33 protein-coding genes and 1 riboswitch are annotated in these 22459 nt (G+C 42.6%); of the genes, 10 read left to right on the top strand and 23 right to left on the bottom strand.

The genetic code is table 11. The annotated features are described in order from the left end of the window. Positions 1-30: 30 nt before the first annotated feature. The gene (locus tag ICE93_RS02315; protein ID WP_216188221.1) at positions 31-1659 is read left to right on the top strand and encodes a peptide chain release factor 3; all 1629 of its coding nucleotides are present in this window, start codon (positions 31-33) and stop codon (positions 1657-1659) included. Between the two features lie 22 nt (positions 1660-1681). Here the strand turns inward: ICE93_RS02315 and ICE93_RS02310 are convergent, their stop codons facing one another. The 3 genes from ICE93_RS02310 to ICE93_RS02300 all read right to left on the bottom strand — a co-directional run bounded on the left by ICE93_RS02310 (position 1682) and on the right by ICE93_RS02300 (position 3173). Then, a complete protein-coding gene (locus ICE93_RS02310; RefSeq protein ID WP_216185161.1) occupies positions 1682-1927 on the bottom strand; it encodes a hypothetical protein in 246 nt (81 codons plus the stop codon). A 21-nt stretch (positions 1928-1948) separates the two neighbouring features. Further along, the gene (locus ICE93_RS02305; protein ID WP_216185158.1) at positions 1949-2185 is read right to left on the bottom strand and encodes a DUF2798 domain-containing protein; all 237 of its coding nucleotides are present in this window, start codon (positions 2183-2185) and stop codon (positions 1949-1951) included. Positions 2186-2297: 112 nt separating this feature from the next. After that, the gene (locus tag ICE93_RS02300) at positions 2298-3173 is read right to left on the bottom strand and encodes a DMT family transporter (protein WP_255554453.1); all 876 of its coding nucleotides are present in this window, start codon (positions 3171-3173) and stop codon (positions 2298-2300) included. A gap of 74 nt (positions 3174-3247) precedes the next feature. On the opposite strand from ICE93_RS02300, the gene ICE93_RS02295 reads away from it, so the two are divergent. The 3 genes from ICE93_RS02295 to ICE93_RS02285 are packed head-to-tail and all read left to right on the top strand — an operon-like array spanning position 3248 to position 4808. Further along, positions 3248-3751 (top strand): MOSC domain-containing protein, encoded by a 504-nt coding sequence (locus ICE93_RS02295; RefSeq protein WP_255554452.1) that lies wholly within the window; start codon positions 3248-3250, stop codon positions 3749-3751. Continuing rightward, entirely contained in the window at positions 3748-4146 is a 399-nt protein-coding gene (locus tag ICE93_RS02290; protein ID WP_216185155.1) for a GNAT family N-acetyltransferase, read from the top strand. The genes ICE93_RS02295 and ICE93_RS02290 overlap by 4 nt, the downstream gene beginning before the upstream one ends. Positions 4147-4163: 17 nt before the next feature. Continuing rightward, positions 4164-4808, top strand: a complete 645-nt coding sequence (locus ICE93_RS02285) for a histidine phosphatase family protein (RefSeq protein ID WP_216185152.1) — start codon at positions 4164-4166, stop codon at positions 4806-4808. 64 nt (positions 4809-4872) lie between these two features. Here ICE93_RS02285 and ICE93_RS02280 read toward each other — a convergent pair whose 3' ends face one another. From ICE93_RS02280 to ICE93_RS02225, 12 genes are all read right to left on the bottom strand, one after another. Next, a complete protein-coding gene (locus ICE93_RS02280) occupies positions 4873-5064 on the bottom strand; it encodes a hypothetical protein (RefSeq protein ID WP_216185149.1) in 192 nt (63 codons plus the stop codon). A gap of 171 nt (positions 5065-5235) precedes the next feature. Then, a riboswitch (glycine riboswitch) is annotated at positions 5236-5339 on the bottom strand. A gap of 144 nt (positions 5340-5483) precedes the next feature. Beyond that, positions 5484-6218 carry a sulfite exporter TauE/SafE family protein gene (locus ICE93_RS02275; RefSeq protein ID WP_216185146.1) on the bottom strand — a complete coding sequence of 245 codons (735 nt, stop codon included), beginning with the start codon at positions 6216-6218 and terminating at the stop codon, positions 5484-5486. 54 nt (positions 6219-6272) lie between these two features. Then, positions 6273-6428 (bottom strand): hypothetical protein, encoded by a 156-nt coding sequence (locus ICE93_RS02270; RefSeq protein WP_216185143.1) that lies wholly within the window; start codon positions 6426-6428, stop codon positions 6273-6275. 97 nt (positions 6429-6525) lie between these two features. After that, the gene (locus tag ICE93_RS02265) at positions 6526-6924 is read right to left on the bottom strand and encodes an MAPEG family protein (RefSeq protein ID WP_216185140.1); all 399 of its coding nucleotides are present in this window, start codon (positions 6922-6924) and stop codon (positions 6526-6528) included. Positions 6925-6934: 10 nt separating this feature from the next. Continuing rightward, positions 6935-7618 carry a haloacid dehalogenase type II gene (locus ICE93_RS02260; protein ID WP_216185137.1) on the bottom strand — a complete coding sequence of 228 codons (684 nt, stop codon included), beginning with the start codon at positions 7616-7618 and terminating at the stop codon, positions 6935-6937. Positions 7619-7761: 143 nt separating this feature from the next. Continuing rightward, positions 7762-8316 carry a peroxiredoxin gene (locus ICE93_RS02255; protein ID WP_216185134.1) on the bottom strand — a complete coding sequence of 185 codons (555 nt, stop codon included), beginning with the start codon at positions 8314-8316 and terminating at the stop codon, positions 7762-7764. A 93-nt stretch (positions 8317-8409) separates the two neighbouring features. Continuing rightward, the gene (locus tag ICE93_RS02250; RefSeq protein WP_216185131.1) at positions 8410-8769 is read right to left on the bottom strand and encodes a DMT family protein; all 360 of its coding nucleotides are present in this window, start codon (positions 8767-8769) and stop codon (positions 8410-8412) included. A gap of 119 nt (positions 8770-8888) precedes the next feature. Further along, a complete protein-coding gene (locus ICE93_RS02245; protein ID WP_255554451.1) occupies positions 8889-9131 on the bottom strand; it encodes a BrnA antitoxin family protein in 243 nt (80 codons plus the stop codon). A gap of 356 nt (positions 9132-9487) precedes the next feature. After that, positions 9488-10297, bottom strand: coding sequence for a hypothetical protein (locus ICE93_RS02240; protein ID WP_216185128.1), 810 nt, complete (start codon positions 10295-10297; stop codon positions 9488-9490). 144 nt (positions 10298-10441) lie between these two features. Next, positions 10442-10849: a hypothetical protein gene (locus tag ICE93_RS02235; protein ID WP_216185125.1), complete on the bottom strand. Its 408-nt coding sequence runs from the start codon at positions 10847-10849 to the stop codon at positions 10442-10444. Positions 10850-10900: 51 nt separating this feature from the next. Further along, entirely contained in the window at positions 10901-11050 is a 150-nt protein-coding gene (locus tag ICE93_RS02230) for a hypothetical protein (protein ID WP_216185122.1), read from the bottom strand. 88 nt (positions 11051-11138) lie between these two features. Continuing rightward, positions 11139-11624 (bottom strand): DUF6641 family protein, encoded by a 486-nt coding sequence (locus ICE93_RS02225; protein WP_370624580.1) that lies wholly within the window; start codon positions 11622-11624, stop codon positions 11139-11141. 960 nt (positions 11625-12584) lie between these two features. Between ICE93_RS02225 and ICE93_RS02220 the strand changes: the two genes are divergently transcribed. Then, complete coding sequence (locus ICE93_RS02220; RefSeq protein ID WP_216185116.1) at positions 12585-13151, top strand: site-specific integrase; 567 nt, start codon at positions 12585-12587, stop codon at positions 13149-13151. On the opposite strand, the gene ICE93_RS02215 is transcribed toward ICE93_RS02220, so the two are convergent. Further along, positions 13148-13918: a hypothetical protein gene (locus ICE93_RS02215; RefSeq protein ID WP_216185113.1), complete on the bottom strand. Its 771-nt coding sequence runs from the start codon at positions 13916-13918 to the stop codon at positions 13148-13150. The genes ICE93_RS02220 and ICE93_RS02215 overlap by 4 nt on opposite strands. A 122-nt stretch (positions 13919-14040) precedes the next feature. On the opposite strand from ICE93_RS02215, the gene ICE93_RS02210 reads away from it, so the two are divergent. From ICE93_RS02210 to ICE93_RS02200, 3 genes are read left to right on the top strand one after another with little or no spacing between them, the layout of a single operon-like run. Continuing rightward, the gene (locus tag ICE93_RS02210; RefSeq protein ID WP_216185110.1) at positions 14041-14829 is read left to right on the top strand and encodes a hypothetical protein; all 789 of its coding nucleotides are present in this window, start codon (positions 14041-14043) and stop codon (positions 14827-14829) included. A 55-nt stretch (positions 14830-14884) separates the two neighbouring features. Next, positions 14885-15547 (top strand): AAA family ATPase, encoded by a 663-nt coding sequence (locus ICE93_RS02205; protein WP_216185107.1) that lies wholly within the window; start codon positions 14885-14887, stop codon positions 15545-15547. Beyond that, positions 15544-15951 carry a hypothetical protein gene (locus ICE93_RS02200; protein ID WP_216185104.1) on the top strand — a complete coding sequence of 136 codons (408 nt, stop codon included), beginning with the start codon at positions 15544-15546 and terminating at the stop codon, positions 15949-15951. Before ICE93_RS02205 ends, ICE93_RS02200 begins: the two co-directional genes overlap by 4 nt. Before the next feature lie 32 nt (positions 15952-15983). Here the strand turns inward: ICE93_RS02200 and ICE93_RS02195 are convergent, their stop codons facing one another. After that, positions 15984-17258, bottom strand: a complete 1275-nt coding sequence (locus ICE93_RS02195) for a tyrosine-type recombinase/integrase (protein ID WP_216185101.1) — start codon at positions 17256-17258, stop codon at positions 15984-15986. A gap of 64 nt (positions 17259-17322) precedes the next feature. Continuing rightward, on the bottom strand, positions 17323-17775 hold the full coding sequence (locus ICE93_RS02190) for an LlaMI family restriction endonuclease (RefSeq protein WP_216185098.1): 453 nt from the start codon (positions 17773-17775) through the stop codon (positions 17323-17325). Here ICE93_RS02190 and ICE93_RS02185 point away from each other — a divergent pair. Continuing rightward, entirely contained in the window at positions 17762-18190 is a 429-nt protein-coding gene (locus tag ICE93_RS02185; protein ID WP_240480841.1) for a hypothetical protein, read from the top strand. The genes ICE93_RS02190 and ICE93_RS02185 overlap by 14 nt on opposite strands. A 219-nt stretch (positions 18191-18409) precedes the next feature. Here the strand turns inward: ICE93_RS02185 and ICE93_RS02180 are convergent, their stop codons facing one another. The 5 genes from ICE93_RS02180 to ICE93_RS02160 all read right to left on the bottom strand — a co-directional run bounded on the left by ICE93_RS02180 (position 18410) and on the right by ICE93_RS02160 (position 22044). Continuing rightward, entirely contained in the window at positions 18410-19600 is a 1191-nt protein-coding gene (locus ICE93_RS02180; protein ID WP_216185096.1) for an MFS transporter, read from the bottom strand. Between the two features lie 105 nt (positions 19601-19705). After that, a complete protein-coding gene (locus tag ICE93_RS02175; RefSeq protein ID WP_216185093.1) occupies positions 19706-20458 on the bottom strand; it encodes a DUF4395 domain-containing protein in 753 nt (250 codons plus the stop codon). Positions 20459-20544: 86 nt separating this feature from the next. Continuing rightward, positions 20545-21159, bottom strand: a complete 615-nt coding sequence (locus tag ICE93_RS02170) for a class I SAM-dependent methyltransferase (RefSeq protein WP_216185090.1) — start codon at positions 21157-21159, stop codon at positions 20545-20547. Positions 21160-21162: 3 nt separating this feature from the next. Continuing rightward, on the bottom strand, positions 21163-21618 hold the full coding sequence (locus ICE93_RS02165) for a rhodanese-like domain-containing protein (RefSeq protein ID WP_216185087.1): 456 nt from the start codon (positions 21616-21618) through the stop codon (positions 21163-21165). Next, the gene (locus ICE93_RS02160; protein WP_216185084.1) at positions 21619-22044 is read right to left on the bottom strand and encodes a hypothetical protein; all 426 of its coding nucleotides are present in this window, start codon (positions 22042-22044) and stop codon (positions 21619-21621) included. Positions 22045-22078: 34 nt separating this feature from the next. Here ICE93_RS02160 and ICE93_RS02155 point away from each other — a divergent pair. After that, positions 22079-22459 (top strand): helix-turn-helix transcriptional regulator (locus ICE93_RS02155; protein WP_216185081.1); only part of this gene is annotated, 381 nt, incomplete at its 3' end.

Genomic DNA, 22459 nt, shown 5'->3' with positions numbered 1-22459 from the left:
CAAACTTAGATTAACTGGCGCAAAATTACCATCGAAACCTCATCCTCCAGCACGCCAGGCGCAGAAGTACTTAGACGCCGCAGCTTTGCCATCATCTCTCACCCAGATGCGGGCAAAACTACGCTGACTGAAAAATTGCTGCTCTATGCGGGCGCTATTCAAATTGCTGGCAGCGTTAAAGCTCGCAAAGCAAGTCGTCATGCAACCTCTGACTGGATGGAGATTGAAAAGCAGCGGGGCATTTCTGTAGCAAGCTCTGTGATGCAGATGGAATATCGTGATTGCATCATTAACTTATTAGACACTCCGGGTCACCAAGATTTCTCGGAAGACACTTACCGGGTATTAACCGCCGTTGACTCTGCCCTGATGGTGATTGATGCCGCTAATGGCGTTGAATCTCAAACATTACGCTTACTGGAAGTATGCCGTGCACGCAATACGCCTATTGTCACCTTCATCAACAAGATGGATCGTGAGGTAAAACCGCCGATGGAACTCATGGACGAGATCGAAACCGCTCTCGGCATTGAAGTGGTTCCATTTACTTGGCCAGTTGGCATGGGCAAATCTTTTGCTGGTGTGATCGATATTGCTAATATGCGCATGCGCATGTTCAAAGCAGGCGAAGATCGTGTTACCGAAGACTCCCATGCGGTAGTTGATGTGAATGATCCAGCCCTTAAAGAGCGCCTGGGCACTGATTTAGAAAATGCTTTGGCTGAAGTCGAGCTCATTAAAGAAGCGATGCCTGCATTTGATTTAGAAGCTTTTTTGGCCGGGCGTCAGTCTCCAGTCTTCTTTGGCTCCGCAATCAATAACTTTGGTGTGCGTGAGATTCTGAACACACTAGTTGAATTAGCACCTTCGCCAGGCTCACGCAAAGCATTACAACGCGAAGTGAGCCCCGCAGAAAACAAATTCTCGGCAGTCGTATTCAAGATTCAGGCCAACATGGATCCAGCACATCGCGACCGAGTGGCATTTTTAAGAATCTGCTCTGGTCATTTTCAGCGCGGCATGAAACTCAAGATATGTCGCAATGGCAAAGAGGTGCGCACCAATAATGCGCTTTCCTTCTTGTCACAAAGACGCGATATTTTGGATGAAGCTTTTCCTGGCGACATCATTGGCCTGCCTAATCATGGCTTGCTTCGCCTTGGCGACACATTAACCGAGGGAGAGCAGCTTCAGTTCACCGGTTTGCCATTTTTTGCGCCTGAAATTTTCCGCATGGTTGAGTCTGCAGATCCACTGCGTTCGAAACAATTGCGAACTGGTCTGATGCAATTAGGCGAAGAAGGTGCCATTCAAGTCTTTAGACCAATGACTGGCGGCACGATGCTGCTGGGCGCATTTGGCCAGCTCCAATTTGAAGTAGTTAGTCACCGACTACAAACTGAATATGGCGCAGAGGTGCGCCTATTACCAGCTCGCTATAGCTTAGCCCGCTGGGTTAGCTCAGATGACCCTGTTGCACTAAAGAAATTTACTCAAGAAAACATTCATCGCATGGCCGAAGATGTTGTAGGCGCAGCCGTTTTCTTAGCATCACATAAATCGGAATTAGATGTCGCTCAACAACGCTGGGAATCGATTCAATTCCATGCCTTGAGAGAGCATGCCGGCCTAATTTATCAGTCGGATTTAGCAGGCTAATTCATTCAACTGCTTTAATAAATTAACGCGGCGCCTTGCAATCAAATACAGCAACCAACTGAGTATCGCTGCTTCTGAATGAAGCCGTTTTACCGTATTGCGCACAATAAGAATTTGCTTTTTTTGTTAACTGCTCAATAGACTCTCCACTACTATTTAAGAGGGTAACGTGATTGGAGTCAGAAGCATCGGTATACACCGCAGCACAAGCACTCAATATAAATATGGCGCTTAGGCTAAGCATGAAATTTTTTATTAATGTGTTCATTTAAGGTTCGCTAAGACGTATTTAGAATTTATTACGGTCCAGCTTTTGTAGAATCTTTCCGGTAATTTTGCTGGCAACCGGTCTATAAATCAAAATGCAGACAATCGCTACCGGATAGGCCACAACCCAAACCTCAAGCCATACCCAAAAGAAATTTTCTGCGGGGCCAACCCGTACAAAAGTAGTGGCCAGGGTAATACTCAGAGACATTAAGAAGCCCATCACAAGGGCAAAAACTAAGCTGGGTAAATTCATCATGTCTACATCATAGCTTTTGCAGGGTTTAACTGCTATTCTGAATAATGAGCCCCGTCAATCGGGGCTTATTAATTACTTCCTCAACACCTAAAAAAATTAAACGAAGAATTGATTAAGCTCTTCTCACTAACATTCTTTTTCCTAGTATGACTGTAGACACCACCAAAACCGCGAAGATTAAGTTCATTACCGTGAGTGAATCGCCTAGCAAAATGCTGGCTGCCACTAAAGTGCAAAAAGGTTGAATTAGCTGCACTTGACTAACTCTTGCGATGCCCCCAATTGCAAGGCCCTCATACCAAAAGAAGAATCCAAGAAACATGGGGAATAGGCTCAGATAAATAAAGCTAGTCCATGCTACTGCACCTGCAGAAATATATTCTGGGCTATATGTCAGCCATGCCATCACTAGGTTTAGCGGCAATGAAATTACCAATGCCCAAGAAATTACTGCGCGGGGATTCATCTTTCTCGATAGCTCGCCGCCCTCAACATAGCCAATACATGCACTGATGCCGCCCAAGACTAATAGTCCATCAATATAGGTAAAGCTTCCCGAACTCTTGAGCAAGGCATATAAAACAACCAAGCCAGCCCCTAACAGAGACACCAGCCAAAAACCTAATGAGGGTCGCTCCTTAAAACGCAGAACCCCAATCACCGTTGTAGCAAGCGGCATCATTCCCAAAATAACGGCGCCATGAGAGGAGGAGCCTTGGGTCATTGCAACAGTAGTAAAAATAGGAAATCCAAATACAACTCCCAAAGCTATTACTACAAACTTTACAAAATCGACCTTAGAAGGCATTTCCTCTTTTTTATAGGAAAGGTAGGCGAGCGCGACAAGCCCTGCCAAGCTTGCTCTACCAAAGGCTATGAAATATGGGTTGAAGCTTAAAACAGCAATTTTGCTAACAGGCAGCGTTAAGCTAAAAATCAGAATGCCAATAAAGCCAATCAACATTCCTTTAGTTTCTTTGTTCACCATCACCCTTTTTCTTGTATTGAATTAATTGTATTAACAATCGACTGCAAGTGGGCTGTAATATTCAACTACTGCCTATGAAATTGAGCGCCCATATACAAGCTATTTATCTTGCGAACTCCGCTGGAGCAAACATGCAGTCTGTTCACTCCGCCAAACTCATTACTGGCATAGGCATTGAGGGAGATCGCTATGCCATGGGCATAGGAGTATATTCCGCAACGGAGCCTGCTAAGGTACGACACATCAGCTTAATTAGCCTATCAGGAATTGAAACAGCTAATGACTGGCTAAAGGCTGGCGATGAGCCCGCTTTTGACGCTGGAGAAACACGCCGAAATATCGCGCTTGAGGGCATCACCGCAGCTGAACTGAATAACCTGGTGGGCAAGCGATTTCAGTTAGGGAACATTCAAATGCTAGGCACTGAACTTTGTACTCCGTGCGAAAGGCCTGCTCAGCTACTTAGCAGGCCAAGCTTCATGGACGCATTTGAAGGGCGAGGAGGCATTCGTGCTGAGGTTTTAAGTTCTGGAATCCTAAGCATTGGCGATCAGCTATCCACAGAGAAAGAAAAATGATTGAATACCGCGACAACGCTAACATTAATGCCGAGCAGGCGATAGATCTTTACAAACGCTCAACTCTTGGCGAGCGTCGCCCGATTCATAATGTGCAAACCTTTGAAGCCATGCTTAAAAACGCCAACCTTACCATCACTGCATGGGATGGTGAAACTTTAGTGGGAATTTCTAGATCCTTAACTGACTTTGCTTATGTCGCATACCTTGCAGACTTAGCGGTTGATCAACAATATCAACGCTCAGGAATTGGCAAGCAACTGATTGAAGAAACCAAAACTCGACTTGGTCCCGAATGCATGATTGTCTTGTTGGCAGCACCCAAGGCAAACGAATATTATGAGCACATTGGCTTTGAACATAATCCGCGCGCCTGGACTCTAAAAAACAATTAAGTCTTTATCATCACTGCATGACCATTACTCGATTTTGTTTAGTTCGCCACGGTGAGACAGATTGGAATGCCGAGCGCCGCCTTCAAGGCCATACAGATATAGACCTAAATGCTCGGGGCTTGGCGCAAGCTGAACAAATGGCGCGCGCAATCAAAAGAATGGGTCTTGCATTTGATGTGCTGTATACAAGCGATCTCCAGCGGGCTGCCAAAACTGCAAAAGCAATTGAAGAATTATTTGATACGTCCGCTATTACTGAAGCAGGGCTTCGAGAGCGACACCTTGGAGCACTACAGGGCCTTACTACCAATGAAGCTCCTCAACTCGAGCCGGACCTTTGGAGATCTCACCTGAGCAGAAATGTTACTGAGGAATTACGCGGCGGAGAAAGCATTCAACAATTTGCAGACCGAATTAGCACTACACTCGAGAAAATCCGCGAACAATATCTTGGAAAAACAGTGTTATTGGTAAGCCATGGCGGCGCATTGGACATGATGTACAGAATTGCAAGCAATCAACTCTTACATGCTAAAAAAGCTGTTGCCGTACCTAATGCCTCCCTCAACTGGATCAGTCATGATGGACAGTCATGGAAAGTGGATTGCTGGGCTGACACTAGCCACCTAGAAAATTTGGCGTTAGATAATTTAGATCTTTAAAGACTAAAAAGTCTGACCCCTTTTAAATAATAAGCCACCCAAGGGTGGCTTATTATTTTTACACTTACTTAGCGTGCTGTAATTTATTTTGATCGGATACACAAAAATCCACGATTACATCAGCAAAGCTTAAGTAACGAGAATTGCTTTTTCTGAAGCGATCGATTTCTGCAGCCAGAGGTGAAACAATACCTTTAAAACCAGCATCTTCATAGCCAGGGTGGTATGGGGCCTCTTCAACAAATTTGTTTGTCATACATTTACCTTAATAAGTTAGCACTCAAAATGAAAATTCATTCTGGGAAATATCGATGAATTTAAAAACCGCATTTGCGGCGCGATAAAAATTTGCGAACTATTCGATCTGAATGTGCATGGAGACTCTCCCAAAGCAGCCCATCAGCGGATCATGGTCGCGCTGATGGATGCCGCTCCCCCTGTCCTTGATACCTGAGAGATTCACCTTAAGCGTAGCTTAGGGCTTGCTCCTTCGGTGCACCATAAAAATGGTGGCTCTCCAGACGGCTATTTAGAATAAGCAGTACCTTCCTGGTGGATACCTGAGCGTTCATGGGAGTTTGCGCCTTCGGTGGAGGGAGACCCCTCACTCTCCTGCTTATGAAAATTATAACTGAACGATGGTTTTATCAAACTAGTGATTTGTACCAATACGCACTAAAAAGACATCGTCAGAATAGAAAGTCCTGAAAGCAACATGACTAACTCCATCAGCAATAGAAATTTATCTTCTGGCAATGCCAACACAATTCTTTTGGAAAAAATTGAGCCAGCCAAAACACAAATCCCAATGAGCAGTCCTTGCATGATGGCTGTAATATTCAAAAAGCCTAGTTGGTGAAATGCTATGCCCTTGGTAAATAAAATCGATAGAGTGCTTGCTGCCTCCGTGCCCAAGAAGGCGCCCTTGCTTAAGCCATACGCTAAAAAGAAAGGGGTATTGATTGCTCCTGTAGTCGCAACAATGCCCGTTAAGTAGCCTATGAAAGCACCAACCAAGCCCATCTGCCAAAGCTTTAAATAAAAATTCTTTTTACGCATCCAGCGGCGAATTGGTACCAGCAAAATTAGAAAGCCGCCCAAAGTCATTTCGATCAATCGCTCATCAAGCCGCACCAAAGTATTCACACCCAACACCGTGAACGGAATAGCTACAAGACTATAGACAATGCAAACGCGCCACCGAATGACGCTCCACCACAAAAAAATACGCGAAAGATTGGCAACGGTTGCAACTAAAGCAATAACGGGAATTGCCTGAATAGGCCCATAAAAATAAACGAGGGCGGGCATTAGTATGATGGTGGTGCCAAAACCAATGACGCCACCCAAAACCCCAGCGCCCAGGCCCAGCGATCCTAGGACTAGAGCCTGAAGGATCAGATCAGACAAGCTTACTCATCTCAAATTAACAATGGGATGCCGAATAAATACTAAGTCAATCCTCTAGCGACCGCCCTGGCAATCTAGCGGCATTTCCCACATGGGCTTACCCTGAGCATAGTTACAGTTAACTCCATCAGGAGAAGTTGTGCTGGCAAGACAGCCTGATAGCGCCATAGCAAACACAGCCGATGCGGCAATAAGAAGTAATTTTTTCATGATTTTTAATCCTGATTGATTGGATGAAATCCACTTCGTAAGTAACGACTAATTTATAGCAGATTTTTTAAAGTGAAAATCTCACATTCGGCAATCTCTATACAACCAAGCTATAGAAAGACCAGCCTATGTTGAGCATTACCAATGTAATGAGAGTCCCAAAAGTAAATTTCATCCCCAATACACGGCTACTAAAGTTAGGTGGCGGCTCATTAATACCTTTGGCATGAATTAAGCGCCCAATGATTAAAGTGATGCCCGGAAGAATAACTAGCCACCAAGGCGCGCCATTTAACTCCAGGCAAGCAATCAAAATGAGTCCTATCGGTACATATTCAGCAAAGTTGCCTTGAGCACGAATAGCTCTTTCAAGATCGTCGTAACCCCCGCTTCCTAGGCCAACTTTATTTTTTCTTCTGAGGCCAATTACTGCAAAAGAAAGCTTTACGAAAATAATAGTCAAGCTTGCGGCAATAATTGAAGTCATCAGCAACATGCATTTCTCCTTAAATAACTTCTAAAACTTTGCCTAAACAATTTCCTTCATAGTTTGGTTTTTCGCCAATCTCTTCAAAAGGATGGCCAAGACGATTGACCCAAAATACATCAAACCCATACCACTTCGCGGCTAGCGCATCCCAAGCATTACTTGAGACAAATAAAATCTCTTCTTTCTTTACTGGAAAAGCTTTTAATAAAAGTTCGTAAGCCTGTGGTGCAGTTTTAAACAAACGCACATCCTCAATCGTAACAACCTTATCCAGGTATGGCGCCAGACCATTACTTTCAACTACTGTTGCCAACATCTCCCTACTACCGTTAGACAAAATCGCAGTCGAGATTCCCATATCTTTAATCGTTTTAAGAACACTTAAGCTGTCTTTAAAGCCGGTGAGCTTCGCATACTGATCCATAAGTCGCCTCTCATGCTCTGCCGTGAGATTTAATTGCATGCGCTTACAAACATAGCGAAGCGAACGAATAGTTAATTCCCAGAATGGTAGATAGTATTTACTTCCACCTGGGTTGGGGTCACTCATTGTTACTAAGCGTGTGTATTCAATTTGTCGATCGCGCCACATTAATGCAAAAGCTTGGCCATGACCTGGAAACAATTCTTCTGCTAACTGCCCCATCGAATACACATCAAATAAGGTTCCATAAGCATCAAAGGCTATGAGCTTATACATGCTTGTCTCCTGCTCTTCTTTATGAATTTCTATTGTCGCTTAAAAGCCATCTAAAAATCTCAGGCAAAAGAAAAACCACCCTAATGTGGTTGTAGAGCTTCATCGTGGCACAAGATAAAACAATCAAGGCCAATGATCCGGTCCTAATGACTCTTCAAATAGTCAATTACCCACGCTGGATCACTATCGCTTGGGAAAATCGGGTAATGAACCGCCTCAATGACGCCATTATTAGCGATAAGTGTGACGCGCTTTAATAGGGTCATGCCTGCAGCTACAAAGGTTGGCATATTCAATGCTTTCTGAAATTCATAATTCACATCACTAATAACCGGGAATGGGAGGTGCAGTCTATCTGCCATCTCTTTTTGATACTCTGTAGTTTGCACACTCAAGCCAACAACCTCAGCGCCCAATGCTTGAAGTTCTTGATAGTGATCTCTAAACGAACAGCTCTGAGGCGTGCAACCTCTTGCTCCAGGTATTTGATCCCAGCCATCCGGTAATGCTACGTTAGGTTGCCCCGTCATTGGATAGCAGTAGATAACTAGCCTGCCTTTGATGTCGCCAATATTAATCGTCTTACCATTGGTAGCATTTAAAGAAACATTGGGTAATTTCATACCCTTCAAATGATTGGTCGAACCATCGTCTTGAGGGATGGGTAAATCTGTAGGAAGCTGGTTTAGATTTGTCATGGAGAAATTCTATACATAAAACCACCAGAAGGTGGCTTTGGTATTGCTTGGTGGATCAGCGCGGAATCGACCAAGCCCCAGGATGCTTGATCCTTAGCCTCTAAACATAAAGTAGACCGCACCCAACAAACATAGGCCAGCCCATATGTAATCGGTCTTAAATGGTTCGCCCATATAGAAAACAGCAAATGGTACGAAGACGCTCAGCGTAATCACCTCCTGAGCAATCTTGAGTTGTCCCAAGGAAAAATATTGAAATCCAATCCGATTAGCGGGCACCTGAAAGACATACTCGAGTAAAGCAATTGCCCAGCTAGCGAGTACAGCAATCCACCAAGGTTTGGATGATAGATTTTTAAGATGCGCGTACCAGGCAAATGTCATAAAAACATTTGAAAGAACTAAAAGGCCAACAAAAGAAAATGGGCCAAAGAAATTAGATAAGTTAGGCATAAGCCAATCTTAATGAATTACCCATAAACCAAATAAAAAACCACCTTCGGGTGGTTTTTTATTTCTTGATGGCCCAGGGCAAAATCGACCAAGGGTAAGGAGCCAATCCTGCCTCCAGACTACTTCCAGCTAAGGTTCAACTTCTTATGCGAAGCGGCGCAATCTCTTAAATATAGATTAATGAGGCTTTGATAAGGAATGCCCACCTCTTCTGATACAGACTTGAAGTAGCTCACTGAATCCTCATCCAATCTAATCGTTATAGGCTTGTTGAGCATAGAAGCATATGGATTTTTACGAGCCTTTGAGAAATCATATTCTTTACGCATATCTTCACCTTTATTAATAAGCTTTTGACTCAATATTTAATTTTAAAGAAGCATGCTCATCCGCCAGCCCAAAAGAAAATGCCCCGCATAAGGCAGGGCATTATTTGAGTTTGGTGGCCCGGGGCGGAATCGAACCACCGACACAAGGATTTTCAAATATCCTCCGATAGACCGCTTTCGCTTTGATTTCAACTGGTTACACCACCCCAGACATTTCGTGCGCAAAATTTACTTAATGTGCCGGTCAAAATTTCGAGCGTAATCAGAAAGTTGCCTTAGCGTGTAAAAACTGTGCGCAAGCTCAAAACATATATGTGTCAGTCAAAAATTAGTTTGACTCCTGTGCCTGCCACCAACCATTTCTACTTGGCATGTCGTTTTGAACGACATTATTTTGTCTTGAAAGATAAAGACAGATTTGTATCTTTTGGAAAATCTTTCTTCAGAATGGATTCAACCCATTTATTTTTGGCATCCCAAAGCTCGTCAACTTCGTAGTCTGACAACTCATCACTCTCAATCAATTTTTCTACATCGATAATTTGCTCTTCTGTAGCGTCGTCGTTTTCATCCAGCAAATAACCATCTAAATTAACTTTAATTCTTGTGTCATCAGCATCAAGAATTATGTAGTCTGGACAACTATCTCCCAACTCATAAGTCATAAATGTATAACTACAGCAATAATCCATATTATCGATATCGAGATATTCCTCTGAATCTTCGTCTTCTTCATCGTCAGTTAGATATTCAAATCTAATTTCATTCCCCTCTACGACAACCTTATAGTTAGTTCCAGAGTTGAAATCTATATTTTCCTCGTCAAGATAATCCAACCATTCTGGCTGAACCTCATCATGGCCATTGGTTAAACAGCAGTAAAGTTCTGGCCCATTATTTTTGGGGCAATAAAGCGAAAGACCCCAAGAGCCGCCTTGCTCTTGATGTACCACCTTCACATCCCTAAATGACTTGCACTTTACGTCGGACTTAAACTCCATCTGATTAACGCCCACATGGTCGCTGTAATAAACCTCAAATGGCAACTTAAAGTAATCAGGTGTTGTTGATTTTTTGACAGCCTTCTTGGCAGGCGCTTTAGCAACAGGCTTTTTTAGAGCTAACGGCTTAGGCTTTTTAATAACTACCTTCTTAGTCGGTTTTTTAACAGCAGTCTTTTTTGCTGGTGCCTTTGCCATGCCCGCTCCAATTTATGTGTAATGAATGAAAATCATTCTACTAAATGTAATTAATCCTTATTCATTTTCACTATGCCTGTCTGCGCTTTATTCTGTCAATCAATAAAGCATATGAATCTCCATGTAAACCGCGCTTTTGAATCACTAGAGCGGTTTTGGCAAAGCTCCACGAGGGAGGCTGAGCATTTCGTCTTTCTCTAAACTGGATAGTGAAGCGTTCGGCTGATTAGAAGGACTAGTCGCCGTTTGTTTTGGGGCGCCAATACTGGGTTGAGGCTGTTTATAGACTGCTCTACCGATAGTACTTTTCATTGCTGGCTGTGGCATGGCTGGATAAGGAGCCTTGGGCTTTGCTAGAGGCTGTGGTTTTGGGACATGCGGGGCTTTCTTGGGTGGCTTGGGAGCTTTAGCTTTTGGTTTCGCAAGTGGTTGCGATGCTTTCTGCCTAGCATGGGCATCTGCCTGCTGTTGGATGGCACTCCAAGTGTTATCAATAATTACCCTTAGCAACCCTAACTGCTCTTCAGGGTTTGTGACTTCTTTAACTTTCATGAGTCTCTCCTTTTAATATATTTAGCGAGAGACCCATTTACAAATAAATTCTTAAACCTCAGACGGCAAGTGAACTATATTGCCAGCGCCATACTGTCCTTGTAATAAAAAATAAGCATCTTGACTGTTATCTGCAACTACCTGAGTTTTCACAACCCAACCCTGAGGCTGTATTCGTACATAAGCTTCAAATGTTTTCATTCAATCCTCCAAAAAGAGCAGAGCTAATACCATTAGCAATAGCATTAGCTCTGTATTCATCATTTGTCGTTTTAAACGACACTCCAAGTTAACGGCCAAACCCAGCTCGAACAGCCCCACTAGCCTGTTCAATTTGGGTATCGAGTTCGCCAGCTTCTACAGCGCCTTTAATAATCTCAAGTGCCTTAATAAGCTCTTCGCCTGAGCCCACCTCTACGGCAGTTTTACCTTTGGCAAATTCAATAATTTTTGCCCCATAGCGAATGTTTAAGCAAACCTTGCCGTCAGCCGCCACGTACCACCACTGGCGTATACGCTTTTCAATTTCAATATTCTTACGCGAGCCGTCGTAGTCTTTCACTGTTTTGAATTTCTTAACAGTAAAAGTACCGCCTTCCTTTTGCGCTTTGGCTAGCTGAATTTGCTCCCATACCTTAGAACCTAGCTTATTACGGCGATGAAGGATGGGTGGAATTGCGGTTGGTTTTTTAGAATTTACTAATTTCAAACTATTAAGTGTGCTCATCGTTTTCTCCTTTGTGTGAATGGGCACAGTTAATTTATTGTCGGCCATTTCGAAAGAGCAACCTCTTTATGCCAAAAGCCACATATACCTAATAATCACATTCATTTCTACTCTTCTTTTATTAGGTTTTGCTAAATAACTTTATAAATTACTACTGAAACAAGGGCAGTGACACCCAGTCGTTATGTCACCCTAAAGCTGGACTTAGAGTCGCAGTGATGGAAATTCTGGGCAGTAGCAGAGACTTAGTATCACTATCCTTTACAGGACGCCATTAGAGTTGCTTACTAATTGATACAAGAATGTTTCAGCACAAAGATTAAATGAATCACGAGCAAGCCCTGCTTACACAGCAACTTGCGAACAAGACATTGGTAGCCACTTAATGCTGATGTCATTGTTGCGTTTTACGGCCGCACATAAAAGGAGACAGCAAAACCGCCCTTACCCAATTGGGTTGTGCCCTAAGTGGTGTAGTAAAGAACTCAGAGAAAGTCCTTTTCCTTATTTCTTCTCTATAACTGAGCCTGTTGCTTAAGGCTCAGTGTAGGTTGAATCTAGAGAAAGCCAATACAAACAATTTAAGAAGAAAGAAATGTGATGAGCGACAAGCGAAATCACAAGCGAGTGTTAGCTCGCTTACTACTAAGGGGGTATAGGTAGAAAATCACCACCCGAAAAGCTTCAGCTACCTATTAATTTTTCGTAGCCCAGAAATTTAATAGCTGTAGACCCATTCAGGGTAAATCCTTCGTTTAAGCGATGATTAGAAGCTTTCGCTTACTTGGGTAGCAGAACCCGAAATCAAACAGCTTGTAGGGCTTATAAATACTTCATGAAAGTTCGTGGCGAAAATGCCACGAAAACATAATCTAATATGTAAAAGATTATGAAATCAGCTAAGTCTTTGAATTTTGGAAGGTTCTTACTTAGCCATTTTCGGTTGCTCTAACCAAACATAAGAAAACATACTGTAGCTCTGTATTTATTACATTTCAGGGAGAACGTATGTCACAAGCTAGAGTTTTAAACCCACAAGAGCTACGTAGAGTTTTAGACCATGTTGCTACACGTAGGCACAGCGCACGTAATCGCGCTATGTTGCTACTTACGCATTACGCGGGTATGCGGGTAGGTGAAGTTGCCGCCCTACGCATAAACGACGTTTTAAACAGCGATAACACGATTAAGGATGAAGTACGTTTATTGCCCGAACAAACCAAGGGTAAACATGCCCGTACTGTTTACCTTAATGAACGTATGCGCAAAGAGATTGGCCAGTATTTGCGTCTACTTCGCATTAGGGATGCCGGCAAGCCTTTGTTCTACACGCAGAAACAAGCAGGTTTCTCAGCTAACTCCCTAGCCCAGTACTTCTTTTACCTATATCGCAACGTAGGCTTAGATGGTGCGAGTAGTCATAGCGGAAGACGTAGCTTTCTAACTGGCCTTGCCAATAAAGGTACAGCAATCCATATATTAAAAAGCTTGGCAGGGCATAGAAACATCAGCACTACTGCTAGCTATCTATATTCAAGTCCAACTCAACTTAAAGCGGCGGTTGAATTGGTTTAGTCGTTTGAAACGACTTTTGTTGATACAGGGAATTTTCCCTGTGCCGCACCATTGATATATCTTTCAGCATTTTTTAGATAACGCTTAACAGTTGCGCCCATGACGTTTCTTCTTAAAAAGTTTTCATCTGCCATTAACTTTGAAGAGGTCATGGCAGTAGGCACTAATCGGAGGTTCTCCCCAACCTTCCATAGCGGTACTTTCTTAACATCAGCCCTAGTGCGAACATATTCGTCGTAAACCTGAAGTGTCTTTCTCAAATTCTCTATTGTGTAATTTCTTTCGAGGGGATAGTTGGCATTGCTAGCTTCCAGCTTCTTGGCTGTTCTTCCTCGTTTAGCGGTATGTCGCTCTTTCAATAATCGAGCAAATCTGCTTTGAAGATATCTTTTGCTAGATGTAAGAGGCGCCGCAATTATCAGTACATTGTCTTTAGTCCAAGCTTCATCCCATTGGCTTTTATCTTCAAGTTCGATTAGCGTCATTAACCCCGCTTGTTCAGAAAATAGATTGGCGCCTCGCTGTTCCTCCGTCCACCATTTCTTAAAGTTATCTTCTCTTACATCTCCAAAGTCTTTATAGAGTTTTGCGAACTTTCCTTTGCCGCTTTTTTCACAGCACTTTAAGTAGTCCTCATTACGACGCAAATAAGCCCACCACCAGTAATAAGGGCTTTGTTGTTGGTATGACAAAGAGCGTGGATTGTTCTTTGTTCCAAATGTTGGGTGCTGGGCAAGGAATCTTCTTAACATTTTCTTAACATCCAAATTACTTTAATTAGTTTGTATGCGGTTAAGTTTATCAAAAAAAGGCCTAATAGAGTCATGGCCAAGCGGTTAAATTTCTTAACAAGCAACCATACCTTTATATACACACAGGAGAAGTAAAAATGAATACATTAACTAACGCAGTAGAAACAACAGCAACAAATAAAGTCGTTTTAAACGACAAACAAAAGAAGGCTCGTAAGGCTACGATTGCCTCAACTTCTACCAAGCTCTTATACGCTATGGAAGAAAGTCGTATTACATGGGAAGAAGGCGCATATAGAACAAGTAATCAAGCTCTATATCAAGTGCTAGCCCAATGCTTACAGTTTTGCGGAGAGCTATCAATTGGAGACGCTAAAGCTCGTTTGGCTTCGCTTGAGAAGTTTTATAAATCACGCAACTATAAGTACAACAAAACCAAGCCATTAATTACCCGCGTAATTCGTGCTGTATTTGGAGATGTTGATAGACGACGCCTAAGCACCTATTCCATCGTTTTACGTAAAGCACAAAAATTAAATGTGCCTTACTTAGAGCTAGCGGATTGGATTGAAAAAGAGGGTGGCGTTCAAGAAATCAAGCTGGGACAAAGCGAAACCTTTGTAAGCATGGCTGATAAGGCAGAAATGGCAAAGGAGCACTTTGACAACATGAAAGCCCTTGGTACTGCCAGCTCCGAAATGCTTTCGCTGACAGCTGATGCTGATTTCATGGGTGATACCTGTGTATTGCTAGCAGAGCAAAACAGTCAGGGTGGATTTGATATCAAAGTCGTGATTCGTAATGCCAGCGTCGTAAAGGCGGCATTTGCGGCAATGTACTCAAAGCAACAAGAGGTTACAGCCGAAGCAAAACGAGTTGTAGATGCGGCTAACGATGCTGAAGCAAAACTTGCCAAAGCGGCCTAACCAAACAGGTGGTGGCTTAACTGCCACCACCATTAAACACTGAAAGGAATTACAAATGAACAAGGAGAACCAAAATGCGCCTCAAAATGTTTTTGACATCTACTACAGCAATCCTGAAAGTCGATTACGAATCGAAGATATTGTCACAAATATCGAAGAGATCCCTTCAAGCGGCAAATCAGGATTACTTCTTTACGGAGTCTATGGGACAGGAAAAACCACTCTCGCGAACTTGCTACCTGACGCAATCGAAAAAGGTAAAGCTGGAGTTGGCTTAAATAGCCCGGAAACCTTTATCGGCTGTCAGCAGGGATTCAATGGGCCGCAGGTAATGACACTTATAGGCAATATCTTAAACGTCATGTCCTTTAACTCTAGCGGGCTTCACTACATCATCCTTGATGAAGTCGATAACCTAACCAAGTTAGCTCAGCAGAGTTTGAAATCAGCCATGAATACTCATAGGGCAGTTTTTATTCTGACAACCAACAACATATCTGAGCTTGATAAAGGCCTTAAAGATAGATGTGTTTTGATTGAAATGAATGCGGGCGCTCCTGAGGAGTATTTGCCATTAGCAAAAGAAATCGCCCAAAATAAAAATGTCTTTTTAAACGACGAAGTTTTATTAGAGGCTATTTCATTGGCAAATGGGTCATTTAGAAATCTTAATCATGGCCTCAAGCGGTTAGCTAGGCGGAAAGGAGTAGCGATATGAAAAGTCGAGATATTCACCATGGCGTCTACATGGCACCATTTGGTTTATCAACAATTGTTATGGCAAGTCAATCTAATCTTGAATGGCATATGAATAAATACCGCACCCAAAAAGATGAATCATTTTTGAAGGGCTTGCTTAAAAGACTTGAATATTCACTGCCTTTGGAAGACAAGTTTTTTGACTCTAATCCTCACCTAGCCGTATCTAGCAATCAAAGGTGGAAGAATTTTTGTGATGATTGCGTGATTCTTGCGACCTTATCAGCATATTTAAATAATAGCAGGGTCGCACTAATTCACCCTGATTCATTTAATCCCTCCGAAGGATTGAATTCTAAATATGAAATGCCAAAGAAACGCCCAACTTTTATTGAGGGCATAGAAATTCAGCAACTCAATTAACTCTCTTTAAGCCCACTTTTTAGTGGGCTTTTTTACGCCAATTGCTCAGCCGCCATAGTGGGAGTCAGTTTTGAATAGTGCCTCTCAATCATGGCGGCACTATTTCCCATTTGCTTAGCCAGCGTGTGAATATCCGTCTTATTCTCTAGTAGCTCTAATGTTGCGTAAGTATGTCGCAATGAGTACAAGGTACGCATTTGCCCATCCTGACTTCTGGCTAATCCACTATCTCGCATAAGCTTCTTAAATGTGCCATCAATACGCAAAGGTTGATGCCCATCTGCCATCACAAATATCCTTTGCGGCGCACGAGATTCAAACAATCTATCAAACGGAATGTCATACACAGCTTTTTGGCGGCTATGTAATCTCTTGAGAACATCAACAGCCCTATGTTTAGCTATTAGCCAGCGACCGCCAGTTTTGCCATCCACCCATATACGCAGATATTTCTTGCCATCATTGGTATGCCATTCAATATTGTTCCAGCAAATATTGAGTGCTTCAGTACCATGTCGCATGCCAGTTAGCAAAAGCATCTCTACATAGTCACGTACTAAAGGCCTTATCTCCCGCTCTACCTCTAGGCGGCCTTCCTTGGCCCACCTCTCCATATATTCAAATAACTTGGTAATCTCTTCGCGGCTAAAGGCAGGACGAGTTTTACCTTTATGCCCACGAGTAGTTAATTTAGGTATTGCCACTCGCTCACTTATCCAGCCTTTATTAACTGCTGTCTGCTGTAGCTTCGCCCAAGCACTGGCAAAGTTCATTAAGGTGCTGGATTTAGGCACTAGTCGCATTTGTCTATTACGCCAAATCTCAAACTCATGAACGTCTGTATAGGTTATTTCCTCTAGTCGCTTATCCATGAAATAAGGCAAAAAGTATTTCTCAATACAAGTGATATAGCTTAGGTAAACCACCTTACCAATGCCTTCATCCAAATCACGTCGCATTTCATAAAGTGTGGCGTGCGCTATTTCTGCGAATGTAGGTGCTTTTTGCGCAAGCCCCAACCGCTGGCGAAATCTGGCTTCATCATATAAATCACAGGCAACTCTGACGGCATGTTCAATTGATGCTTGCTTGGTTGAGACTCTGTCCCATGTGTTGTCATGTCGTTTAAAACGACATTGCCAGAGAGGGCTATTTGGTCTGCGAAAGAGTACTACGTCACCGTCACGTAAATAAAGCTCTGTAGGCTCTGCGTATTTAAGTTGGCCTAAGACTGTGGATTGAGATTTATGCTGAGGTGAGGGGAGAACTTCTAGATTTGTAAGTTTAGTGACTACGTCTTTAGACATCGACTTGCTGTAAAAGTTTTGAGCTCATACAGCAAGTTTATTTTCAATAAAATGTATGGGCAACCTAGTATCGGCTAGTAATTAATTTATTCCAAAACGTGTTTGAAGCTCGCCACTGAGAATATGGTCTAGCATTTCCCTCGTACATCCCGCTACCGAAAAATACATCTCCATCTTCAACTAATTTAATCCATATTTCGTATTTTATCGGCTCACCAAAAACAATTTCCGTATAAAAACCTTGTGAGTCCTGAAGACACTTGAACCATCCCTTTTGATTAAACTTTCTCTCAAGCTTGCCCTGAATAGAAATTCTTTCCCACTTAGCTATTGTTAAGTTCTCCACTTGCGCGGCAACAGGAATTAATAAGCCTTTATTTTGTCTTTTATCAGGACTAAAGAAATATTTGGCATGAATGTTTTTTTCATCATCCACAACTAATGTTTGCCCATAGTCATTAATTTTCTTGATTTTTGGAGCAGGGTCTCCAGACCAAGGACATGTGAGATTCAGCATTGAAATTGCTCCAAATGGAACTGTTACTAAAGTAGAAACGCTTTGGAAAACTTCCGATAAAGCGGAGCAATTAGCTAGAAAGGCAATGAAGTCTATGCCAGCTCTGCCACCTACACCAACAGGCAAATCACTCATCTTTGAAAGAACGATTTCATTTACGCCATTTGCTACAAATGATGCGCCAGTCTATAGAGATGATTGCCTGCCCGATACACCAGCGTTTGGCAATCCATTTGCTTGGGATGGCAAATCGCCGCAAGAAATTAAGAAGACCAAGCCTGCTGAAAAACCCAGCCCCGAAGCGTTAGCTGAATGCCTTAAGCAATTACCCCAAGACTCTATTGATGGCATCACTGCTGAAGCTCAACGGCAATTTGACATATGGAGCTCGGGAAAACTTAATCAAAGAAAGTAAGATTTCTATATATACGCATATGCGTATATATGTGTAATGTCGTTTAAAACGACATCGACTGACGCAGGGATGCGTAATTGACATGTCCTTTTAAAGGACACTTCTTAATCAGGCGCCCCATACGCAATTCTCCAAACAAAAACCACCCGGAGGTGGTTTTAGTATTTCTTGGTGGCCTGAGGCGGAATCGACCAAGCCTAAAGATATCCAATCCTAGCTCTAGACTTGTAATCTTCTAAAAGCTTTTTTTAAAACCAAAGTCAGCGGTAGCACCATTAATACTGAGCAAGCAATTAGGGCAATAGTATTCGGAACTCCAAGCCTATCCCCGGCAAAACCATAAACAAGAGGTGAAATAGCACCAGCACCAATTGTTACTGTATAAAACACTCCAAATGCTCTTGATCGCATGTGCGGTGGAACTAACTCGGGGACAGTTCCATAAAGCCCAGAGGATGTTCCATTTAAGGCAACACCAACTAATGGCAGCATCAACATAACAACATCAACATTTAGCGGCAAGGTTAAAGCCATCAGAATAGACGTAGCAATCTCTGTTATTAAAGTGGTTTTGATTACGCCAAAACGAGCTGCGATAAACCCGCAAACAAATTTACCTGCGGCGCCACCAGCAAAAGTTAAACTCAGCGCAAAGCCTACCTGCGTGACTGTGGCGCCTTTAGACATTAATAAAAAAGGTAGTAGTGTTAGAAACCCCATACGAGTAGCGCTATCGATAGCAGCAATTGACGATAAAGAAATAAAGCCTAGATTAAGAAAGTTGCTGCCTGCACCTTTTCCGCTTGTATCACTTGATGCCTTATTTAACTGGGTCTTAGAGTGATTGGTAACTGTTGTTTTAGGTAGAACAACTGCTAAGAACATTACAGCCAACAATCCCAAGAGCCCCATCACGCTGGTTACGGTATGCCAATCCCAGACTGCCAATAAAGCCGCACAGAGTGATGGCAACAACACCTTCCCTATATCGCCAGAAAAGTTATATGTGCTCAAAGCGCCCCTTAATTCCGAACCTTGAAAAGCATGGGAAGTTAATGAGGAGGAAAGGGGATGCTGAACACTGGCGCCAATACCGCTAAGAACTAAACAGGCTGCTAAACCCAAAAAACCGGTAGTCCAACCAGATAATAAAAATCCAATTGCCGCAATCAGAGTGCCGAATAGCAATAGGCGTTTTTCACCGACCTTTTCTGACAACATACTTGCTGGGACTTGTAGCGAAGCCATTGCCCCCGAATATAAAGTCTTTAAAGAGCCAACTTCAGCAAGCGATAGACCAAATGCCATTTGCCAAATGGGAAACATGACATACAGTAGGTCGGTATATCCATCATGAAGAATATGGGCACCACAACAAGACCCCAGGATTCTTTTCTTGAGCGCTTTCATAGCAACAATGTAACCGAGCCCAAATGAAAAAACCACCCGAAGGTGGTTTTAGTGTTTCTTGGTGGCCCGGGGCGGAATCGACCAGGGCAGAGGATGCCTGACTCTTTATTTACAGTTGTTGTGTAATTTCCACTTTTCTTCATGCCCCATAGCTTTAGCAAAATCAGGCACCCGACATCTTTCAGCCTCTTTGACGTCTACCTCTTTATTTATTACCCCATTCGTAGCCGATGACAATGTAGATTCATTTGATTTGTCAGAGAAATAATTGAAGATAGCCAACACACTCACAGCAAATAAAACCAGTATTGCTAATTGACTCTTAGATATATTGTTTTGTTGCTCTGTTTTGATATCACATGAATTCCCCGGACATAACTGAGCTTGAGCTTTATTGAATAGGTTGTAAATCTTACAGCCGATACAAATACCAAAAGAGGTTTCAAAAAACATCAGCGCCAAACAGGAAGCGCAAACAATAATATTGAATGGTCCGACTACGCTTTTTAACACCACCAAATAAAACATGGTGGCGGCCAGGATAAATCCGATTGACCAGGCAAAACGCTTCTGTGGAGCCCCTGTGTATTCAGGTTGCTGACCCTTAACCAACCACTGCGCCAAAACCATGACAGGCGCAAATTTGGGGTTAATAAAAATTCTGATCGTAAATTCAATTAGAAAGGCGCATACAAATACCTTGGTAGGAAAGAAGTTTCCCATTAGCCAGGCATTCATAAATGAAATTAAGGCAAATACAAACAAAATACCTGCGGCCGCTCTGACTGTTCGCTCATTCAAAACTGCGACTGGATATTCAGACTTAATCTCCCCAAATTGAAAAATGGATGTTGTCATGTTTACCCCTCATTAATATAGATAGTGAACTGTATGTCGTATGAAACGACAAAGCAAATTAACTAAGTTTGATTACTACAAAACTATCACTCCATCCTACAAAAACAATAGAGAAATTGTTGAGTGGTGCCCATAGGCGTTTTATGTATTTCAGTTGAACTATCAATGAGCTGGAATTTTTTGCCAAACTGTCCATGAAGATTTTCTGCGTTATAGCGAACCACATCTAACCCACTACACTTCTCAGGTCCTTCAGGACCAAAGGTGGACATAATCACATAGCCACCATGCCTAACTGAGCGCATCACTTGTTCTACATATCTTGCTCGTTGTGCTTCTTCAGTTAGAAAATGAAAGACTGCTCTATCGTGCCAAATATCAAAATAGCCTTGAGGTAATGTTGCCTGTGTAATGTCAGCGCAATACCAGTGAACCTTATCAGCCTGCTTACCAATGCGAGCTCTAGCTACATCAATTGCTTTTTGAGATATATCTAAAACACTAATGTCTTTGTAGCCCTCTGTTAGCAAATCATCTACTAAAGTAGCTTCTCCGCCACCAATATCAATAATTGCGGCATCTTTATTGCTTGTAGCTTGATAGATAAGATTTAAGGAAGTCTCTAAATGCGGGGCATACCAACTAACCGCATCAGGGGCTTTAGTACCGTAGACCTTTTCCCAGTGTTCTTTTTTGTTCATTTGCTAGTGCTTGGGTTGCTTATTAACAGCCTTCTTGTAGGCATCCATGCCACCTTTAGTTTTCCACTCTTCATAGCCACCCTGAAGAATGCGCAAATTCTCATAGCCAGCAACACGCAAAGCAAAGCCTGCCTGTGCTGACAGACTACCGGTATTACAGTAGATTAAGACGGGCTTGTTCTTAGGAATCTTATCTTTTTGTGCCAAGACTTGGCGCCACTCAATGTTGACTGCTCCAGGAATATGGCTCTTATCAAACTGAACCTTATCTCTAGCATCAATCACCATCATCTTCTTGTATTCTTCTGCGGGTATCTGCTCAGGAAATATCGTAGCCCCACCATAGTCTACAAACTCAAGATAACCCGCCATCTCATCAACAGCAATAGCTTTGTTATCAGCAAACGCTGGGCTTGCCATGAATGATGTGAGCGCAAGCGCAATGAATAGTTTTATCATTTATTTCCCAGTTTTAATAGTTGATTTGAACTTATCGAATTCAGGTCTCACGCTATCGTTAAATAACTTACCCTGCTTCTTCTGCTTGGTGGTTCCCTCTAATTCCAGAATGTCCGCAATAATTTGATAGCTCACCATGCCATTGTGAGCGCCACCACTTGCCGCTATGTTTTGTCCGTTGTACCAAACTGAAGGAGCTGGCGTTAATGGCGGAACGGCTGTTTGGGGCAGAATCAAAATTGGCAGTCGATACGCATTAGCAATTTCTGCGGCAATTTGAACGTTGGTATTACATCTAGTCCCAGGAGGATCTTGATTAATGAATACCAAGGCTTTTTGTCCATTAATCTCTAGCGGAACAGGGCTATTGGCTAGAACACTTAATGAAACCGAAGAGATAATTACGCCCACGAGCTTTTTAAGCATTTACAGCCTCACTTATATTCAATAAAATCATTGAATGATTATGCCTAAACAAAAAACGACTTTCAAGCAAAAACTGTTCGAGCAATTTGCCAAACTCGGAAAAGCCCTTGGTTCTGAAGTGCGCTTAGAGCTTATAGAGCTAATTATTCAGTGCCCTACGGCTGTTGAAGACCTAGCCAAAAAGGTTAAGCTGCCAATTGCCAATGTGTCGCAACACCTTCAAGTACTCAAACAAGTGGGCATTGTTAATACTGTCAGGCAAGGTAAATCCATTGTTTATGAAATAGCAGACTCAGATGTCATTGATTTGTTCTTAAAGCTACAAGGTGTTGGGCAACGCCACATTGAAGAAGTCGATAGCCTCGTCAATAAGTACCTCACCTCGCGAGATAGCTTAGAAGGCATGCCAGTTAAT

It is taken from the genome of Polynucleobacter sp. MWH-HuK1, from assembly GCF_018881815.1.
Classification (GTDB): domain Bacteria; phylum Pseudomonadota; class Gammaproteobacteria; order Burkholderiales; family Burkholderiaceae; genus Polynucleobacter.
Note: the sequence above shows the minus strand (reverse complement) of the source record. Positions and strands in the feature narration are given on the sequence as shown.

Bases quoted from the DNA above. Each gene is read 5' to 3' on its own strand.
- ICE93_RS02310 (WP_216185161.1), bottom strand. From the start codon at position 1,927: ATGAACACATTAATAAAAAATTTCATGCTTAGCCTAAGCGCCATATTT.
- ICE93_RS02305 (WP_216185158.1), bottom strand. From the start codon at position 2,185: ATGATGAATTTACCCAGCTTAGTTTTTGCCCTTGTGATGGGCTTCTTA.
- ICE93_RS02300 (WP_255554453.1), bottom strand. From the start codon at position 3,173: ATGGTGAACAAAGAAACTAAAGGAATGTTGATTGGCTTTATTGGCATT.
- ICE93_RS02295 (WP_255554452.1), top strand. From the start codon at position 3,248: ATGAAATTGAGCGCCCATATACAAGCTATTTATCTTGCGAACTCCGCT.
- ICE93_RS02290 (WP_216185155.1), top strand. From the start codon at position 3,748: ATGATTGAATACCGCGACAACGCTAACATTAATGCCGAGCAGGCGATA.
- ICE93_RS02285 (WP_216185152.1), top strand. From the start codon at position 4,164: ATGACCATTACTCGATTTTGTTTAGTTCGCCACGGTGAGACAGATTGG.
- ICE93_RS02280 (WP_216185149.1), bottom strand. From the start codon at position 5,064: ATGACAAACAAATTTGTTGAAGAGGCCCCATACCACCCTGGCTATGAA.
- ICE93_RS02270 (WP_216185143.1), bottom strand. From the start codon at position 6,428: ATGAAAAAATTACTTCTTATTGCCGCATCGGCTGTGTTTGCTATGGCG.
- ICE93_RS02265 (WP_216185140.1), bottom strand. From the start codon at position 6,924: ATGTTGCTGATGACTTCAATTATTGCCGCAAGCTTGACTATTATTTTC.
- ICE93_RS02260 (WP_216185137.1), bottom strand. From the start codon at position 7,618: ATGTATAAGCTCATAGCCTTTGATGCTTATGGAACCTTATTTGATGTG.
- ICE93_RS02255 (WP_216185134.1), bottom strand. From the start codon at position 8,316: ATGACAAATCTAAACCAGCTTCCTACAGATTTACCCATCCCTCAAGAC.
- ICE93_RS02250 (WP_216185131.1), bottom strand. From the start codon at position 8,769: ATGCCTAACTTATCTAATTTCTTTGGCCCATTTTCTTTTGTTGGCCTT.
- ICE93_RS02240 (WP_216185128.1), bottom strand. From the start codon at position 10,297: ATGGCAAAGGCACCAGCAAAAAAGACTGCTGTTAAAAAACCGACTAAG.
- ICE93_RS02235 (WP_216185125.1), bottom strand. From the start codon at position 10,849: ATGAAAGTTAAAGAAGTCACAAACCCTGAAGAGCAGTTAGGGTTGCTA.
- ICE93_RS02230 (WP_216185122.1), bottom strand. From the start codon at position 11,050: ATGAAAACATTTGAAGCTTATGTACGAATACAGCCTCAGGGTTGGGTT.
- ICE93_RS02225 (WP_370624580.1), bottom strand. From the start codon at position 11,624: ATGGCCGACAATAAATTAACTGTGCCCATTCACACAAAGGAGAAAACG.
- ICE93_RS02220 (WP_216185116.1), top strand. From the start codon at position 12,585: ATGTCACAAGCTAGAGTTTTAAACCCACAAGAGCTACGTAGAGTTTTA.
- ICE93_RS02210 (WP_216185110.1), top strand. From the start codon at position 14,041: ATGAATACATTAACTAACGCAGTAGAAACAACAGCAACAAATAAAGTC.
- ICE93_RS02205 (WP_216185107.1), top strand. From the start codon at position 14,885: ATGAACAAGGAGAACCAAAATGCGCCTCAAAATGTTTTTGACATCTAC.
- ICE93_RS02200 (WP_216185104.1), top strand. From the start codon at position 15,544: ATGAAAAGTCGAGATATTCACCATGGCGTCTACATGGCACCATTTGGT.
- ICE93_RS02195 (WP_216185101.1), bottom strand. From the start codon at position 17,258: ATGTCTAAAGACGTAGTCACTAAACTTACAAATCTAGAAGTTCTCCCC.
- ICE93_RS02190 (WP_216185098.1), bottom strand. From the start codon at position 17,775: ATGCTGAATCTCACATGTCCTTGGTCTGGAGACCCTGCTCCAAAAATC.
- ICE93_RS02180 (WP_216185096.1), bottom strand. From the start codon at position 19,600: ATGAAAGCGCTCAAGAAAAGAATCCTGGGGTCTTGTTGTGGTGCCCAT.
- ICE93_RS02175 (WP_216185093.1), bottom strand. From the start codon at position 20,458: ATGACAACATCCATTTTTCAATTTGGGGAGATTAAGTCTGAATATCCA.
- ICE93_RS02170 (WP_216185090.1), bottom strand. From the start codon at position 21,159: ATGAACAAAAAAGAACACTGGGAAAAGGTCTACGGTACTAAAGCCCCT.
- ICE93_RS02165 (WP_216185087.1), bottom strand. From the start codon at position 21,618: ATGATAAAACTATTCATTGCGCTTGCGCTCACATCATTCATGGCAAGC.
- ICE93_RS02160 (WP_216185084.1), bottom strand. From the start codon at position 22,044: ATGCTTAAAAAGCTCGTGGGCGTAATTATCTCTTCGGTTTCATTAAGT.